The 14,993-nt window shown below is 64.2% G+C and carries 18 protein-coding genes and 1 tRNA gene; 10 read left to right on the forward strand and 9 right to left on the reverse strand.

Going from position 1 to position 14,993, the window contains the following annotated elements; all coding sequences use genetic code 11:
- Window positions 1-94: 94 nt before the first annotated feature.
- Both pepT and Q2M23_RS02965 read right to left on the reverse strand, forming a co-directional pair.
- On the reverse strand, window positions 95-1,351 hold the full coding sequence (gene pepT / locus Q2M23_RS02960; protein ID WP_316394144.1) for a peptidase T: 1,257 nt from the start codon (window positions 1,349-1,351) through the stop codon (window positions 95-97).
- Window positions 1,352-1,522: 171 nt separating this feature from the next.
- Window positions 1,523-1,846, reverse strand: coding sequence for an HU family DNA-binding protein (locus Q2M23_RS02965; protein ID WP_259171327.1), 324 nt, complete (start codon window positions 1,844-1,846; stop codon window positions 1,523-1,525).
- 308 nt (window positions 1,847-2,154) lie between these two features.
- On the opposite strand from Q2M23_RS02965, the gene Q2M23_RS02970 reads away from it, so the two are divergent.
- Window positions 2,155-2,231 (forward strand) — tRNA-Asp (locus Q2M23_RS02970).
- A 116-nt stretch (window positions 2,232-2,347) separates the two neighbouring features.
- Here Q2M23_RS02970 and Q2M23_RS02975 read toward each other — a convergent pair.
- The 5 genes from Q2M23_RS02975 to Q2M23_RS02995 form a co-directional block, all read right to left on the reverse strand.
- Complete coding sequence (locus Q2M23_RS02975) at window positions 2,348-3,652, reverse strand: hypothetical protein (protein ID WP_316394145.1); 1,305 nt, start codon at window positions 3,650-3,652, stop codon at window positions 2,348-2,350.
- A gap of 156 nt (window positions 3,653-3,808) precedes the next feature.
- Window positions 3,809-4,000, reverse strand: a complete 192-nt coding sequence (locus Q2M23_RS02980; protein WP_076825345.1) for a hypothetical protein — start codon at window positions 3,998-4,000, stop codon at window positions 3,809-3,811.
- 14 nt (window positions 4,001-4,014) lie between these two features.
- Window positions 4,015-4,215 carry a hypothetical protein gene (locus Q2M23_RS02985; RefSeq protein ID WP_028333962.1) on the reverse strand — a complete coding sequence of 67 codons (201 nt, stop codon included), beginning with the start codon at window positions 4,213-4,215 and terminating at the stop codon, window positions 4,015-4,017.
- Between the two features lie 98 nt (window positions 4,216-4,313).
- The gene (locus tag Q2M23_RS02990) at window positions 4,314-4,958 is read right to left on the reverse strand and encodes a haloacid dehalogenase-like hydrolase (protein ID WP_057016462.1); all 645 of its coding nucleotides are present in this window, start codon (window positions 4,956-4,958) and stop codon (window positions 4,314-4,316) included.
- Window positions 4,959-5,149: 191 nt separating this feature from the next.
- A complete protein-coding gene (locus tag Q2M23_RS02995) occupies window positions 5,150-5,353 on the reverse strand; it encodes a hypothetical protein (protein ID WP_057016463.1) in 204 nt (67 codons plus the stop codon).
- A 199-nt stretch (window positions 5,354-5,552) separates the two neighbouring features.
- Here Q2M23_RS02995 and Q2M23_RS03000 point away from each other — a divergent pair, with 199 nt between their 5' ends.
- Window positions 5,553-6,566, forward strand: a complete 1,014-nt coding sequence (locus Q2M23_RS03000) for a TRAP transporter substrate-binding protein (RefSeq protein WP_076825348.1) — start codon at window positions 5,553-5,555, stop codon at window positions 6,564-6,566.
- A gap of 41 nt (window positions 6,567-6,607) precedes the next feature.
- Here Q2M23_RS03000 and Q2M23_RS03005 read toward each other — a convergent pair whose 3' ends face one another.
- Entirely contained in the window at window positions 6,608-7,819 is a 1,212-nt protein-coding gene (locus Q2M23_RS03005) for an MFS transporter (protein ID WP_316394147.1), read from the reverse strand.
- Window positions 7,820-7,946: 127 nt separating this feature from the next.
- Window positions 7,947-9,137 carry an aromatic ring-hydroxylating dioxygenase subunit alpha gene (locus Q2M23_RS03010; protein ID WP_253639750.1) on the reverse strand — a complete coding sequence of 397 codons (1,191 nt, stop codon included), beginning with the start codon at window positions 9,135-9,137 and terminating at the stop codon, window positions 7,947-7,949.
- A 130-nt stretch (window positions 9,138-9,267) separates the two neighbouring features.
- Here Q2M23_RS03010 and Q2M23_RS03015 point away from each other — a divergent pair, with 130 nt between their 5' ends.
- The 8 genes from Q2M23_RS03015 to nuoF all read left to right on the forward strand — a co-directional run bounded on the left by Q2M23_RS03015 (window position 9,268) and on the right by nuoF (window position 14,990).
- Window positions 9,268-9,783, forward strand: a complete 516-nt coding sequence (locus Q2M23_RS03015; RefSeq protein WP_057016467.1) for a MarR family winged helix-turn-helix transcriptional regulator — start codon at window positions 9,268-9,270, stop codon at window positions 9,781-9,783.
- Between the two features lie 214 nt (window positions 9,784-9,997).
- The gene (locus Q2M23_RS03020; RefSeq protein ID WP_018271860.1) at window positions 9,998-10,363 is read left to right on the forward strand and encodes an NADH-quinone oxidoreductase subunit A; all 366 of its coding nucleotides are present in this window, start codon (window positions 9,998-10,000) and stop codon (window positions 10,361-10,363) included.
- A gap of 50 nt (window positions 10,364-10,413) precedes the next feature.
- Window positions 10,414-10,959 carry a NuoB/complex I 20 kDa subunit family protein gene (locus tag Q2M23_RS03025; RefSeq protein WP_176936700.1) on the forward strand — a complete coding sequence of 182 codons (546 nt, stop codon included), beginning with the start codon at window positions 10,414-10,416 and terminating at the stop codon, window positions 10,957-10,959.
- A 10-nt stretch (window positions 10,960-10,969) separates the two neighbouring features.
- Window positions 10,970-11,587 (forward strand): NADH-quinone oxidoreductase subunit C, encoded by a 618-nt coding sequence (locus Q2M23_RS03030; protein WP_253639752.1) that lies wholly within the window; start codon window positions 10,970-10,972, stop codon window positions 11,585-11,587.
- The gene (locus Q2M23_RS03035; protein WP_076825356.1) at window positions 11,584-12,780 is read left to right on the forward strand and encodes an NADH-quinone oxidoreductase subunit D; all 1,197 of its coding nucleotides are present in this window, start codon (window positions 11,584-11,586) and stop codon (window positions 12,778-12,780) included. The genes Q2M23_RS03030 and Q2M23_RS03035 overlap by 4 nt, the downstream gene beginning before the upstream one ends.
- Before the next feature lie 41 nt (window positions 12,781-12,821).
- A complete protein-coding gene (gene nuoE, locus Q2M23_RS03040) occupies window positions 12,822-13,433 on the forward strand; it encodes an NADH-quinone oxidoreductase subunit NuoE (RefSeq protein ID WP_029080758.1) in 612 nt (203 codons plus the stop codon).
- A complete protein-coding gene (locus tag Q2M23_RS03045) occupies window positions 13,433-13,645 on the forward strand; it encodes a hypothetical protein (protein WP_035631350.1) in 213 nt (70 codons plus the stop codon). The genes nuoE and Q2M23_RS03045 overlap by 1 nt, the downstream gene beginning before the upstream one ends.
- 19 nt (window positions 13,646-13,664) lie before the next feature.
- Complete coding sequence (gene nuoF / locus Q2M23_RS03050; RefSeq protein ID WP_057016471.1) at window positions 13,665-14,990, forward strand: NADH-quinone oxidoreductase subunit NuoF; 1,326 nt, start codon at window positions 13,665-13,667, stop codon at window positions 14,988-14,990.
- Window positions 14,991-14,993 lie beyond the last annotated feature (3 nt).

Genomic DNA, 14,993 nt, shown 5'->3' on the forward strand with positions numbered 1-14,993 from the left:
CAACATGGATTGCTTCGTCGCTTCAGTGCAAAATTGCTTCGCAATTTTGTCGCCGAGCTCCTCGCAATGACGGAAGAAAAAGGAGCCGCGACTCCTACGCCCGCTCTTCCCAGATCATCGCCAGGTGCACGATGGTCTGCACGGCTTTCTCCATGTCCTGCCGGCTGACCCATTCGAGCCGCGAATGGAACGCGTGCTCGCCGGCGAAGATGTTCGGGCAGGGCAGTCCCATGAAGGACAGCCGCGAGCCGTCAGTGCCGCCGCGGATCGAGGTCTTCACCGGCGTGAGGCCGGCGCGCTCGATCGCCTCGATCGCATAGGCCACGATCTGGGGGTGGCGATCGATCACGTCTTTCATGTTGCGGTACTGCTGCTTGACCTCCATGCGGTAGGTCGAGCGCGGATAGCCCTTCATGACATCGTTCACGATGTCCTCCAGCAGCGCTTCCTTCTGCTTCAGGCCGGCCTCGGTGAAATCGCGCACGATGAAGTCGATCCGCGCGTTCTCCAGCGCGCCGGAGATCGCGACCGGATGCAGGAAGCCTTCCTTGCCCTCGGTGGTCTCGGGCGAGCAGGTGTCCTTCGGCAGGCGATCGACGATCGCGGCGGCGATCTTGATCGCGTGCTCCATCTTGCCCTTGGCGAATCCCGGATGGGTCGCGACGCCTTCGATGATGATGCTGGCGCCGTCGGCCGAGAAGGTCTCGTCCTCGATATGGCCAGCGGTCTCGCCATCCATGGTGTAGCCGAAATCGGCGCCAAGCTTCTTGATGTCGACCTTGTCGACGCCGCGGCCGATCTCCTCGTCCGGCGTGAACAGGATCTTGACGGTGCCGTGCTTCACCTGCGGATTGGTGATCAGGAAATGCGCGGCATCCATGATCTCGGCAAGGCCCGCCTTGTTGTCGGCGCCGAGCAGGGTGGTGCCGTCGGTGGTGATGATGTCGTTGCCGATCTGGTCGGCCAGCGCTTCGTGCTCGGCGGCGCGGATCACCTGCGAGGCATCGGCGGGCAGCACGATATCGCCACCGCGGTAGTTGTTCACGACCTGCGGTTTGACGTTCTTGCCGGTGCAGTCGGGAGAGGTGTCCATGTGCGAGCAGAAGCAGATCACCGGCACTGTCTTGTCGGTGTTGGCCGGGATCGTCGCGTAGACGTATCCGTGCGGGTCAAGATGCGCGTCGGATATCCCCATCGCCTGCAGCTCGGCGACCAGCAGGCGCCCGAGATTCTTCTGCTTCTCGGTGGAAGGCGTGGTGGGTGAATCCGGATCGGACTGGGTGTCGATCACGACATAGCGCAGGAAGCGCTCGGTGACGGTGTGCTTGAAGTCGAGAGCCGGTGCCAGCATGAAAACCGCGCAAAAAACTGGAGAAAGGAACAATGCGCTTTGGCGAAGTTGGTTCGCGCGAGCAAACCGCGTCAAGGCGAGTTTCGAAGGACAATCCTATAACAGAAAAGCGCCACCCGGGGCCGCGTCACGAGCCGGAATGGCGCTTTGCCTTAACGGAGAGAGTAGGCGCTAGACGGCTTCCTTCAGCTCCTTGGCGGCGCGGAAGGCGACCTTCTTGCTGGCCTTGATGTGGATCTGTTCGCCGGTCGCCGGGTTACGGCCCATGCGGGCGGCGCGCTTGCGGACCTGGAGGATGCCGAGGCCGACGATCCTGATGCGCTCGCCCTTCTTGAGGTGCTTGGTGATCCTGGTGACCATGTCGGTCAGAATCGCCTCGGCCTGCTTCTTGGACAGCTCCTGCTCCTCGGCGATGGCCGCCGCCAAATGCTTCAGCGTGATCGTCGCCGGTGTCGCTGCTTTCTTCGCCATGTCTGGCCCTCCTCGTTGCTGAATGGCTGGATTGCTGCTTTTCACGCGAATGGCGCGCCGTTCGCGTCGGGAAAATGCGTCCGGAAAAGTCCTGAAAACCGCCGGTTCCGGGAACGGGCAGCGCCGGGCCGGCCACAGGAAACCCAGACGTATCAGGCCTTATTTGATTCGGGGCTTCGCTGACTACGCCGTTTCCCCTGAAAACAGGCGACAACCCGCGTACGCGCCGCGAAAATGCCGACGCTGTGCAGGAATCCGCAACGTCCTTGACTAACCGGATGCGGGCCTTTATGCCCTCGGTCCTGCGCGGATCAATCCGACGATCGGCATCCGCGGGAGTAGCTCAGTTGGTTAGAGCGCCGCCCTGTCACGGCGGAGGCCGCGGGTTCGAGTCCCGTCTCTCGCGCCATTTATTTCAATGACTTAGCAGCGTGTTTGGCCCGAAACCATTGGTCCCTCTGGACCGGTGCCATAACGAGTTGCCTGCCCTCCTGTTCACTGCACCTGGCGAACTGCCGCGACAGCTCAGGACGCCGCGAGGCCGACAACGCTGACGGGTTGAGCGGCCTGCTCGAGCCTGACTGATAATGCCACGCGCTGTTCGGGCGTCAGCCACCACAGCAGGAACAGCAGTGCTATCCCGTTCGACAGCAGGCCTGTCGTGAGCGGCACGTTCATGATCGCCTGAACTGCGATGCCGGACGAAACCGCGATGAAGCGCGGCGACAGGTGCTTTGAGACCATCGATCCCACCGACAGGATCAGGCCGCAGACGAAAGCCGACACCGGGGCGAGCGCAAGACCGACCGATGCGATGCCCTCGGTGGCGAGGAAGGACGCGTTGAAATTGCCGTCCTGATAAATCGCTCCGAGGGTCGGGCCGAGCTCGCCGTACGGGCAGGCGGTTATGTATCGCAGGACGGTGATCTGGCAGAACCGGGTGAGTTCGCGGTGCGCAAAGAAGTCGGCGTATTGATCGAGCGCGAGTGACGGGATCGCGACGAAGCGCAGATTGATGGTGCTGAACACGATGTAGGTCTTGTCGGACACGAGGACGGCGAAAGCCAAAAGGCCGACGATCATCGGGATCAGAAATGCGAGCACCGTGGCCAGCCGCGGGTCGAACCGGCCGTACAGCCAGAACAGAAACGGCAGCCAGATCGGCAGCAACAGGACGGTCTTGTTGTTGACGACGGGATAGAAGCAAAGCGCAAGCAGCAGCACCCCGGCTGCCGGCATCCATCGGCTGCGCGATGCGAAATGCGCGAACAAATAGGGCAGGACCGCGCCGGTCATGATTCCGGTGAGATAGTTCAACAGCGCCGGGCGCACGACGGCGGTGCGGGCTGCGCCATAGGGATTGCCAAGATTGGCCCCGTAGGAGATGTCGCCGATCAGCACGGCAAGGCACGACGCCAGCAGCAGAATCGCGATGCGCTTGACGGCCGCCTCGGACAAATCGGGCCGCCAAACCGGGATATTTTGTAACATCAGAGGGATCATCGCGGCGGCCAGCGCGGCGATCATGGCCCAGCGGGCGATGGCGTGCGGATAGTCGAAGGCGCTGAAGAAGCTGAGCCAGACGAAGCCGAACACGGCTGACAGCAGCGAGAAGCCGACCAGATAACCGAAGCTGAATCGTGCCGCGACGAACGCCGGGACGAACGCGACCATGATGGTGATGCCGAGGACGGCCTGCGCGGTGATGCCGGATCGCCAGACATGCATCGCCGGGAATGCGTGCCCACAGGCGATCATCGAGGCGACGCTGAGGACGAAGAACCCGGGGATCGTGACCCCGACAACCAGGTCACCGCGCGTCAATGTCATCGGTCCGTCCGCATCCGAAAGCTGCCAGGCAGCTAGCCGGTCGGCCCTGGACGAAGCAAGTTAAGCAATATCCCGGTCTGTGTTGTTATGTTTCTGCCTGGCCATTCGTCTCCGCGATGCCCTACGAATTCACACAACGGCAACGCCCTGCCTTGATCAGGCAAAGAATGCGGCGACCGCGTTGAGGTCGGATTGTCCCGGTGCATCGCCGCGCAAATTGGCGTCGATGATGCGGCGGCAGGCGTCAACCGTGTGGGTGTCGCCCAATTCGTTGGCGGCCTCGAGGATCGACCAGACCGTGTCCAAGGGAACGTCGCTCTGCGTGGTCGCCTTCGGGTCTGACAGCATTGGCGGGGCCGCGGTTAGAATTCGAACAGGTCGCGGCCGCGCCGCGCCAAATTGTGCAGGTCCGCCACCGTGCCGCGCACCGCGTTGCAGCGGCGGCATTCGATGATGGTGTCGCCGGATGCATGCGCCGGATCGGCGACCTTGATCGCCAGGCTGCCGCAATCCGTGCAGATGATCTTGAAGCCGGTTGAAATTACTTGCTGCTGCAAATTCATTGTGGCCTGCGCCTTTGTTGACGCCGACCTTAGCCGGGCAACTTTTAAGACTGGGGTCGCGGAGCGGATTGCAATCGAACAACCGCGTTAGGGCGCGGTTAAGATTTCGCTGCGGCCGCGCGGCCCTGCAAATGCAGCGTCGGCCTGCCGAGCCCGGTCGCGGCGGCGCGCACGGCATCGCGGGCATTGACGGTGATGATGCCGGCGGCGTGGGCCCAGACCGCGAGGTCGGAGGCGCTGTCGCCGGCGTAGATGAAGCCCCCGGGAAATGTCCTTTGCAACAGGTCGGCCTTGTTGGCGCCCTTGAGATTATGTTCGCCGTCGGAGGCAAGCACCTGGTCGATCCAAGGCAGACGCGACGCCAGCTTCTGAGCGAGCAGCGCGTCGGCCGCGGTTGCCAGCACGATGCGGCGGCCGGCCGCGTTCTCGCGCTCGGCCAATGCGACGACGTCCTGGTGCAGTTCGATCCGGCTCCAGTCGATGCGCTGGCGCTGTGCGAGCCGGCGCTTCAGCGCCGCGCGGCCGCGCGTCAGCCAGGCGGCGCATGACACGACGATCAGCGGATTGCGGCGCAGGATCGAGACGAAGCTCAGATAGAGCAGGTCGCCCGTGATCAGCGTGCCGTCGAGGTCGAGCACCAGCGGCAGCGATGCCGGGAGGCCGAGCAAAGGGGGCGACCCGTCAGTGCGGGAAGCATGCTGCGGCTTCGCAATGTTGTCGCCGGCGAGGCGAGGTTCAGTCATTCGCTGCGCTCAGCCGGGTTGCGACCTTGCACACGTCGATCGCGCGCACTCCGGTCTCGGTGGTCCACAATCGCCGTAGCCGAACCTGCTCGCAAAGGCCACACCGTCCTGGTCCGAGCTTGAGACGATCAGGACCAACAAGAAAGGCCGCCCAGGGGCGGCCGTTGTGTCTGCCGAGGCTTGAAAGCGTCTTAGCGGACCGTGGAGGTGCCCGACGAGGTGATCGCCACCGGCTTGCCAGCCTTGATGACCTGCGTGGACTGGGCAGTCTGGGTGAAATCCGCGTTGTTCCGGGCCGAAATGCCGAGCGCCGCGATCCCGATCCCCGCAATAAGGGCAACCACCACAATCTTGAGATGGGTCGCGCGGTCAGCTGAATGGATCGAGTGGTTCATGGTCGCCTCCGGGCGTCTGTGCGCCGTCTATGGCAGGTACTGGTAAGGCCCATCTGTTTCCGGATCGTTTCGTGAGTTCCGGGAAATGGTTTCGTGCCACGGGCGGATTGGTTTCACCGTGCCTTGCGTCACACTGCCGGCCGGCTAAAACTACCCCAGGCGCGGAAATGCGCTTGGGAGAAAAACAATAATGAAAACAATGAGACTAACCCGGCGCCGCGTCCTTGGAACCGGCTCCGCGGCACTCGCCGCCACGATGTTTGGTAAGCGCGCCGTTGCGGCGGCCGAGTTCGACTTCAAGCTCGGCGTCAACACTCCGGAAACCCATCCGCTAACAATCCGCCTGACTGAGGCCGCCAAGGCGGTCGGCGCGCAGTCGTCCGGCCGGGTCAACATCACGGTGTTCGCCAACAGCCAGCTCGGAGGCGATCCGGAGATGCTGTCGCAGGTCCGCGCCGGCGGGATCGAGCTGCTGGCCGCGCCCAGCATGACGCTGTCGACGCTGGTGCCGCTATCGGGGCTGCCCAGCATCGGTTTCGCCTTTCAGTCCTACGACCAGGTCTGGGCGGCGATGGACGGCGGCGTCGGCGACCTCGTGCGCGAGGCGATCACGAAGACCGGCGTCGTGCCGCTGAAGAAGGTCTGGGACAACGGCTTCCGTCAGATCACCTCGTCGTCGAGCCGGCAGCTCAACAGCGTCGACGATCTCAAGGGTTTCAAGATCCGCGTGCCGGTGACGGCATTGCTGACGTCGCTGTTCTCAGGGCTTGGCGCGCTGCCGTCGAGCATCTCCTACAGCGAACTCTATTCGGCGCTGCAGACCCACATCGTCGAAGGGCAGGAGAACCCGCTGGCGCAGGTCTCGACCGGCAAGCTCTACGAGGTGCAGAAATTCTGCGCGCTCTCGAACCATTGCTGGAGCGGTTACTGGATCCTCGGCAACCGCCGCGCGATGGCGGCCCTGCCGCCCGATCTGCTCGAGCTCATCAATGCCGCGTTCGACGCCGCGGCGGTGAAGGAGCGCACCGATCTGGTCGAGATGGACCGCTCGCTGCAGGCCGAGCTGACCGAGAAGGGCATGACCTTCAACAAGCCCGATCCCGTGCAGTTCAGGGCCGCGTTGGTGAAGGCCGGCTTCTACACGCAGTGGCAGAAGACCTACGGCGCGGACGCCTGGGCGGCGCTGGAGAAATACACCGGCAAGCTGACGTGAGCGCAGCCTGACATCACGCGCCGGCTCGGCTGAGACGGGTGCTAGCTCGCGCGCGCGATGTCGGCGCGGATCGCGCGTGCCGCCAACACGAACAGCAGGGCACCGAGCGTCGTCGTGAGCGCGGCCGACAGCAGCGAGTAGCGAACCGCATCGACGCCGTAGGTGCCTTTCAGCGCGTCATTGATCATGCCGACGGCGAGGGGGCCGACGCCCTGGCCGAAGCAGGTCGCGGTCAGCAGCACGATCGCCGAGGCCAGCGCGCGCATGCTGGGTTTTGCCACCGTCTGCGCAATCGCGAAGATCGGGCCGAGATGAAAGCCGACCATGAACGAGGTCAGCGCCAGCGTCGCGACCATCAGCGTGAAGCTTTGCGTCAGCATGCACAGCGCGAACACCGGGCCGGCGAGACCGGACATGATCGCGGGCGCCCACAGCTTCCAGCGGTCGTCGCGACGGCCGATCTGCGCCACCACGAGGCCACCGATCAGCGTGCCCGCCATGCCGGCGAGACCCTTGAAGGTGCCGGCATAGGTGCCGATCTCGGCGCTGGTGAGGTGATGGATCCGCGCCAGGAACGGCGGGATCCACACCGCGGTGGCGTAGTTGGTGTAGGTCGTCAGACAAGAGCCGATCAGCACGATGACGAAGCTCGGCTGCGATACCAGGAAACGCAGCGTCGGCCCCAGCGGCTCGGCCTTGAAGGTCTCGGCCATCGCGCCGCGCTTCGGCTCGGCGATCGTCAGCCACAAGACGGCGGCGAGCGCGATGCCGGGCAGGCCGGCGGTGAAGAACGCCATCCGCCAGCCATAGTGCTGGTTGACATAGCCGCCGATGAAATAGCCGAGGAAGACGCCGAGATAGGTGCCGATCGCGTAGATGCCGAGCGCGCGCGGTCGTTCGTTCTTGTCGAAGAGATCGGCGATCATCGATTGCGAGGCCGGCGTGCCCGCCGACTCCCCGATGCCGACGCCGACCCGGGCCAATGCCAGCGTCGTGAAGCTGGAGGCGAGGCCGCAGAGATAGGTCATCGCGCTCCAGAACGCGAAGGCGACCGCGACGATGTTGCGGCGGTTGAGGCGATCGGCCATCCGCGCGATCGGAATGCCGAGCAGCGAATAGAACAGCACGAAACCGAACCCGGCGAGCAGGCCCATCGTGGTGTCGCTGAGCGTGAACTCCTTCTTGATCGGTTCGATCAGCACGTTGAAGATGGTGCGGTCGAGGAAGTTGAGGGCGTAGATGATCGTGAGCAAGGCGAGGACGTAGTAGCGGCGCGCCGAGGCGCGGCCGCAGCTTGCGTTGGCGCGGCCGCCTGCGGTGCGACATCGACCATCACTTCCTCCCCCGATCTTCTTTGTTGTTGTTGCTTGCGCGCGGGCCTTACGCCTCGCGGATGTAATTCCCTGCCTCGAATTCGACCGGCCTCGTGTCGGCGTCGAACGACACCCCGATCGGGTCGCGGCCGGTGGCCATGGCCTCGAGCTGGTCAGCGAGCATCCGGCGGATCATCAGGATGCCGCGGTCGCTCTGGCCAAAATGCTCTTCGGAATGGATCGTCACCGCTCCCTGGCCGACCTGGGCCTCGTAGTCGCCGGGAAATTGCTGGTGCTCGGCCTCGGTCATGTCCCACCAGAACTTGCCGTTGAACTTCGAGCGCATCCGCCCGATATCGCCCGCGTTCTTGACCCGGCCGGCGACGTAGATGCGGAACGAGGTGTCGTCGATCGGCAAGGTCCAGCCGATCGATTCGACGCGCGCGAACTGCGCGACGCGCGGATTGGGCACGACGCGGAGTGTGGGGAGGGCGGCCTCGGTGACGCGATAGAACACCTTGCCGTCGTCCTGCCTGCGGATCGAACGCACCGTGATGCCGCGCGGCGACATCTCGAACTTCACGTCGGGCATCGAGGCCATCATGTTGGTGAACTGCGGCCCTGAGAACGAGCCGTGCAGCACCGGCACATGGTAGGGGTCGGCGACGTTCTCGAAATGCTGCAGCCAGTTGCAGGGGATCACGGCAGGGCCGCCGCCGCCGATCGAGGAATCGTCGGCCTCGACGAACTCGCCGTCGTCCATGTTTTCCAGGCACTCGTAGCGCGGCAGCACCGGCCTTTTCTCGGCCGGCCCCATATAGGCGAAGATCAGGCCGTAGCGTTCCTGCACCGGATACCAGGGCTGGCGCACCTTGTCCTTGAACAGGCCGCCGTCGGGCTCGCAGGGTTGTTCGAGGCAGCGGCCCTCGGTGTCGAATTTCCAGCCGTGATAGCAGCAGCGGATACCGTCTTCCTCGACCTTGCCGTAATAGAGCGTGGTGCCGCGGTGGCAGCAGCGCGCATGTAGCAGGCCGGCCCGGCCATGCCGGTCGCGGAACAGGATCAGGTCTTCGCCAAGTGCGCGGACTTTTCTGGGGATATCGGAGGCGTCACCGGTGAGGCCGACCGGGTGCCAATACCGGCGCAACAGCTCGCCCATCGGCGTGCCGCGGCCGACCGAGGTGAGCTCGGTCCGGGTGCTCGACGGCTTCATCGCATAGGCCGTGCCGAGATCGCGGTCCCGGTGGGTGATCGTCATGTTGTCCTCCCCGCCGCTGGTCGGGCGCCGGCGGCTGATCTATCGTTGACCAAGTCAACGATAGATAGATGACAATGTCAACGATATCGTTGAGCTTGGCAGCGCGCGGCTTTGTTGGCAGAGGTTGGTGATGACCGAGAAGCTCAGGACTGAGAGGGCCTTGCCGCCGGAGGCCGTTGTCGATTCCGAACTGGCGCCGATCACCGCGATGATGTCGTCGCGGCTGATGGTGCTGGCGAACCTGCTCAGGCGCGGCGCGATGCTGCGCTACAAGCGCCTGACCGGCCTGTCCTCGGTCGAGTTCGGTCTGGTCGCCTCGCTCGGTCGGCGGCCGCCGATGAGTGTGGTGCGGCTCGCCGAGGCCGTCGGCATGGACAAGGGGCAGATCAGCCGGGCGCTCGCCGAGCTCGTGGCGCGCAAGCTGGTGGCGAAGGCGGCCAATCCGCGCGACAACCGGGAGACCCTGGTCTCTCTCACCAAGGCCGGCCTGGCAGCCCATGATGCCATCGTGGCCGGCGCGCAGGAGCGAAACCGGCACCTGCTGGAACAGCTTGCGCCGGGGGATCTTGAGCTGCTGCTCGGACACATCGATCGGCTCACCCTGACCGCCGCCGAGATGCTCGCTGCCGAGCGGGGGCTGGGCTGATATGGGGAGAGCGCAGGGCACCGGATGGCCGCCGCGGCGTTGCCCATGGAGGCAAGCGCATCCGCCTGATGAGGCCAAGAGCCCGCGGGAAGGACGGTAAAAGCGTCAAAATAGCTTGTCTTGCGCCCCCTGTTGCGCTGCGCTAAAGCCTCAAGAACAATTCCAATCAACGAATCTGCGGCATGTCCGAAACCGCAGCAAGAAGGCCTCGCCGATGACCGGCATCCTGCAGAATTATCTCCCACTTGTGGTCTTTATCGGAGTCGCGAGCCTGATCGGTCTGGCACTCCTGATCGCGCCGTTCCTGGTCGCGTTCCAATCGCCGGACCCGGAAAAGCTGTCCGCCTATGAATGCGGATTCAACGCTTTTGACGACGCCCGCATGAAGTTCGACGTCCGGTTCTATCTGGTGGCGATCCTCTTCATCATCTTCGACCTCGAAGTGGCGTTCCTGTTCCCCTGGGCCGTGGCGTTCGGAAAGCTCGGCGCCACCGGGTTCTGGTCGATGATGGTGTTCCTGGCCGTGCTGACGGTCGGATTTGCGTATGAATGGAAGAAAGGCGCGCTCGAATGGGATTGAGCCCCACCGCCGCAACCTCCCAGCCGGCGATTGCCAAATCTGAGATCGCCATGGCTCCGAGGGGTATCCTTGATCCGTCGACCGGTAAGCCGGTCGGCGCCAATGATCCGTTTTTCCTCGAGGTCAATCACGAGCTGTCCGACAAGGGCTTCTTCGTCGCTGCAGCCGATGACCTCATCACCTGGGCGCGCACCGGCTCCCTGATGTGGATGACCTTCGGTCTCGCCTGCTGTGCGGTCGAGATGATGCAGGTCTCGATGCCGCGCTATGACGTCGAACGCTTCGGCTTCGCACCGCGCGCCTCGCCGCGGCAGTCCGACGTGATGATCGTTGCGGGCACCCTGACCAACAAGATGGCGCCCGCGCTGCGCAAGGTCTACGACCAGATGCCGGAGCCGCGCTACGTGATCTCGATGGGCTCCTGCGCCAATGGCGGCGGCTACTATCACTACTCCTATTCGGTGGTGCGTGGCTGCGATCGCATCGTGCCGATCGACATCTACGTGCCCGGCTGCCCGCCCACGGCGGAAGCGCTGCTCTACGGTGTGCTGCTGCTGCAGAAGAAGATCCGCCGTATCGGCACTATTGAACGCTAAGGTTTCAGGTATGGACGACGGCAAGCTCGACGCCCTTGGGCAGACGATCGTGAGCGCGCTTCCGGGCGCGGCCACGGCGCACTCGGTCGCGTTCAATCAGCTCACTATCGACGTCGAGATTGGCAGAATCGTGGAGGTCGCCAGGTTTCTGCGTGACGATCCCGGCTGCCGTTTCGTCAACGTCACCGACGTGACCGCGGTCGACTATCCGAGCCGCGAGAAGCGCTTCGACGTCGTCTACCATCTGCTGTCGCCGACGCTGAACGCGCGCGTCCGTTTGCGCGGGCAGGCCGACGAGACCACGCAGGTGCCGTCGATCATCGGCGTCTTCCCGGGCGCCGACTGGTTCGAGCGCGAGACCTACGACCTCTATGGCGTGATCTTCACCGGCCATCCCGACATGCGCCGCCTGCTGACGGACTACGGCTTCGACGGCCATCCGCTGCGCAAGGATTTCCCGCTCACCGGCTTCGTCGAGGTCCGCTACGACGACCAGGAGAAGCGGGTGCTGTATGAGCCGGTCCGGCTCAACCAGGAATTCCGCAAGTTCGATTTCCTTTCGCCCTGGGAAGGCGCGGACTATCCGCTGCCCGGCGATGAGAAGGTCAAGGCGGAGCCGAAGCCATGAATGAACAACCGCAAAACCTTCGTAACTTCACCATCAACTTTGGGCCGCAGCATCCGGCGGCGCACGGCGTGCTTCGTCTTGTGTTGGAGCTTGACGGCGAAGTCGTCGAACGCGTCGATCCGCATATCGGCCTGCTTCACCGCGGCACCGAGAAGCTGATCGAGCACAAGACCTATCTGCAGGCGATTCCCTATTTCGACCGGCTCGACTATGTCGCGCCGATGAACCAGGAGCATGCGTTCTGCCTCGCGGCGGAAAAGCTGCTCGGCATTACGGTGCCGCGCCGCGGCCAGTTGATCCGCGTGCTCTATTGCGAGATCGGCCGCATCCTGTCGCATCTGCTCAACGTCACCACCCAGGCGATGGACGTCGGCGCGCTGACCCCGCCGCTGTGGGGCTTCGAAGAGCGCGAGAAGCTGATGGTGTTCTATGAGCGCGCCTCGGGCTCGCGCATGCACGCGGCGTTCTTCCGCGTCGGCGGCGTGCATCAGGACCTGCCGCCGAAGCTGATCGACGACATCGAGGCGTGGTGCGATCCGTTCCTCAAGGTCGTCGACGACCTCGATCGGCTGCTCACCGGCAACCGCATCTTCAAGCAGCGCAACGTCGATATCGGCGTGGTGCCGCTCAAGGAAGCCTGGGAGTGGGGCTTCTCCGGCGTGATGGTGCGCGGCTCGGGCGCGGCCTGGGACCTGCGCAAGTCGCAGCCCTACGAGTGCTACGCCGAGATGGATTTCGACATTCCGATCGGAAAGAACGGCGACTGCTACGACCGCTATCTGATCCGCATGGAAGAGATGCGCCAGTCGGTGCGCATCATGAAGCAGTGCATCCAGAAGCTCAAGGCACCCGACGGGCAGGGCCCGGTCGTGGTCGAGGACAACAAGATCGCGCCGCCGCGCCGCGGTGAGATGAAGCGCTCGATGGAAGCGCTGATCCATCACTTCAAGCTCTACACCGAAGGCGTGCACGTGCCGGCCGGCGAAATCTATGCCGCGGTCGAGGCGCCGAAGGGCGAGTTCGGCGTCTACCTCGTCGCCGACGGCTCCAACAAGCCCTACAAGTGCAAGATCCGCGCGCCGGGCTTCGCCCATCTGCAGGCGATGGATCACATCTGCAGGGGCCATCTGCTGGCCGACGTTTCCGCCATTCTGGGCTCGCTGGACATCGTGTTCGGCGAAGTCGACCGGTGACGATGTCCGCATCCGAACCGCGCGCAATGAGAGTTTGATCGATGTCTGTCCGCCGCCTTGCCCCGAAGGAATTGCAGCCCGCGAGCTTCACGTTCACGGACGAGAATCTTGCCTGGGCCAAGAAGCAGATCGAGAAATATCCGCCGGGACGGCAGGCTTCGGCCGCGATCGCGATCCTGTGGCGCGTGCAGGAGCAGCATGACGGCTGGGTCTCGGAAGCCGCGATCCGCGCTGTCGCCGACCTGCTCGAGATGCCGCATATCCGCATGCTTGAGATCGCGACGTTCTACACCATGTTCCAGCTCTCGCCGGTCGGCAAGAAGGCGCATGTGCAGGTGTGCGGCACCACGCCGTGCCGGCTGCGCGGCGCCGCCGACCTGATCGAGGTCTGCCAGCACCGCATCCATCACGATCCCTTCCAGCTGTCGAAGGACGGCAACTTCTCCTGGGAAGAAGTCGAGTGCTTAGGGGCCTGCGTGAACGCGCCGATGGTGCTGATCTGGAAGGACACCTATGAGGACCTGACCAAGGAAAGCTTCGGCAAGGTGCTCGACGGCTTTGCCGCCGGCAATCCGCCGAAGCCGGGCCCGCAGGTCGACCGTCAGTTCTCGGCGCCCGCGGGCGGGCCGACGACGCTGAAGGAAACCACCTGATGCGGAGCTTTCAGGTGCTAGCAGATGAGACGGGAAGGGGCGCTGCGATGAAGGCCTGGCGCACGATCGCCCTGCATACCGTTGTCGCGGCGGGCTTCATGTTCCTGCTGCAACGCTACGGCCTGAGCGCCACGCTGGAATCCAGCCTGTTGTGGGCCATCGTGTTCGGCGGCTGCGCTGCCGGGCTCGCTTATTCGCAAGCCAATCGGTGATGTTCGGAAAGTTTTGAGCATGCTCGACGACAAGGACCGCATCTTCAAGAACCTCTACGGCCTGCATGATTGGGGCCTCGAGGGCGCGCGCCGCAGAGGCGCCTGGGATGGCACCAAGGGGATCATCGACAAGGGTCGCGACTGGATCATCAACGAGATGAAGGCGTCGGGTCTGCGCGGCCGCGGCGGCGCCGGCTTCCCGACCGGGATGAAGTGGTCCTTCATGCCGAAGGAATCCAAGGACGGCCGTCCGAGCTATCTCGTCGTCAACGCCGACGAGTCGGAGCCCGGCACCTGCAAGGACCGCGAGATCATGCGGCACGATCCGCATCTTTTGGTCGAGGGCTGCCTGCTCGCGAGCTTCGCGATGGGCGCGCATGCCTGCTACGTCTATATCCGCGGCGAGTTCATCCGCGAACGCGAGCGGCTGCAGGCGGCGATCGACCAGGCCTATGAGGCCAAGCTGGTCGGCAAGGACAATATCAACGGCTGGCCGTTCGACATCTATGTCGCGCATGGCGCCGGCGCCTATATCTGCGGCGAGGAGACCGCGCTGCTCGAGAGCCTTGAGGGCAAGAAGGGGCAGCCGCGGCTGAAGCCGCCGTTCCCGGCCAATGTCGGCCTCTATGGCTGCCCGACCACCGTCAACAACGTCGAGTCGATCGCGGTCGCACCGGACATCCTGCGCCGCGGCGCCGCCTGGTTCGCCGGCATCGGCCGGCCGAACAATGTCGGCACCAAGCTGTTCTGCATCTCCGGCCACGTCGAGCGGCCCTGCAACGTCGAAGAGGCGATGGGGATTCCGTTCCGCGAGCTGATCGAGAAGCATTGCGGCGGCATCCGCGGCGGCTGGGGCAATCTGAAGGCCGTGATCCCCGGCGGTTCGTCGGTGCGCATGGTGCCGGCCGAGCAGATCATCGACACGCCGATGGATTTCGACAGCCTGAGCAAGCTGCGCTCGGGCCTCGGCACCGCGGCGGTGATCGTGATGGACAAGTCGACCGACCTGATCCGGGCGATCGCGCGCATCTCCTATTTCTACAAGCATGAGAGCTGCGGCCAGTGCACGCCGTGCCGCGAGGGCACGGGGTGGATGTGGCGCGTCCTGACCCGGATGGCCGACGGCCGTGCCCACAAGCGCGAGATCGACATGTTGCTCGAGGTCACCAAGCAGGTCGAGGGCCACACTATCTGCGCGCTCGGCGACGCCGCCGCCTGGCCGATCCAGGGCCTGATCGCGCATTTCCGTCACGAGATCGAAGAGCGCATCGACCAATATTCGCACAAGGCCGATCTCGACGACCAGGGCATTCGCGATCCCATGCACATGGTAGCCGCGGAGTAATGT

Origin of the sequence: Bradyrhizobium sp. 33ap4, assembly GCF_032654765.1 — a bacterium.
Lineage (GTDB): Bacteria > Pseudomonadota > Alphaproteobacteria > Rhizobiales > Xanthobacteraceae > Bradyrhizobium > Bradyrhizobium australafricanum.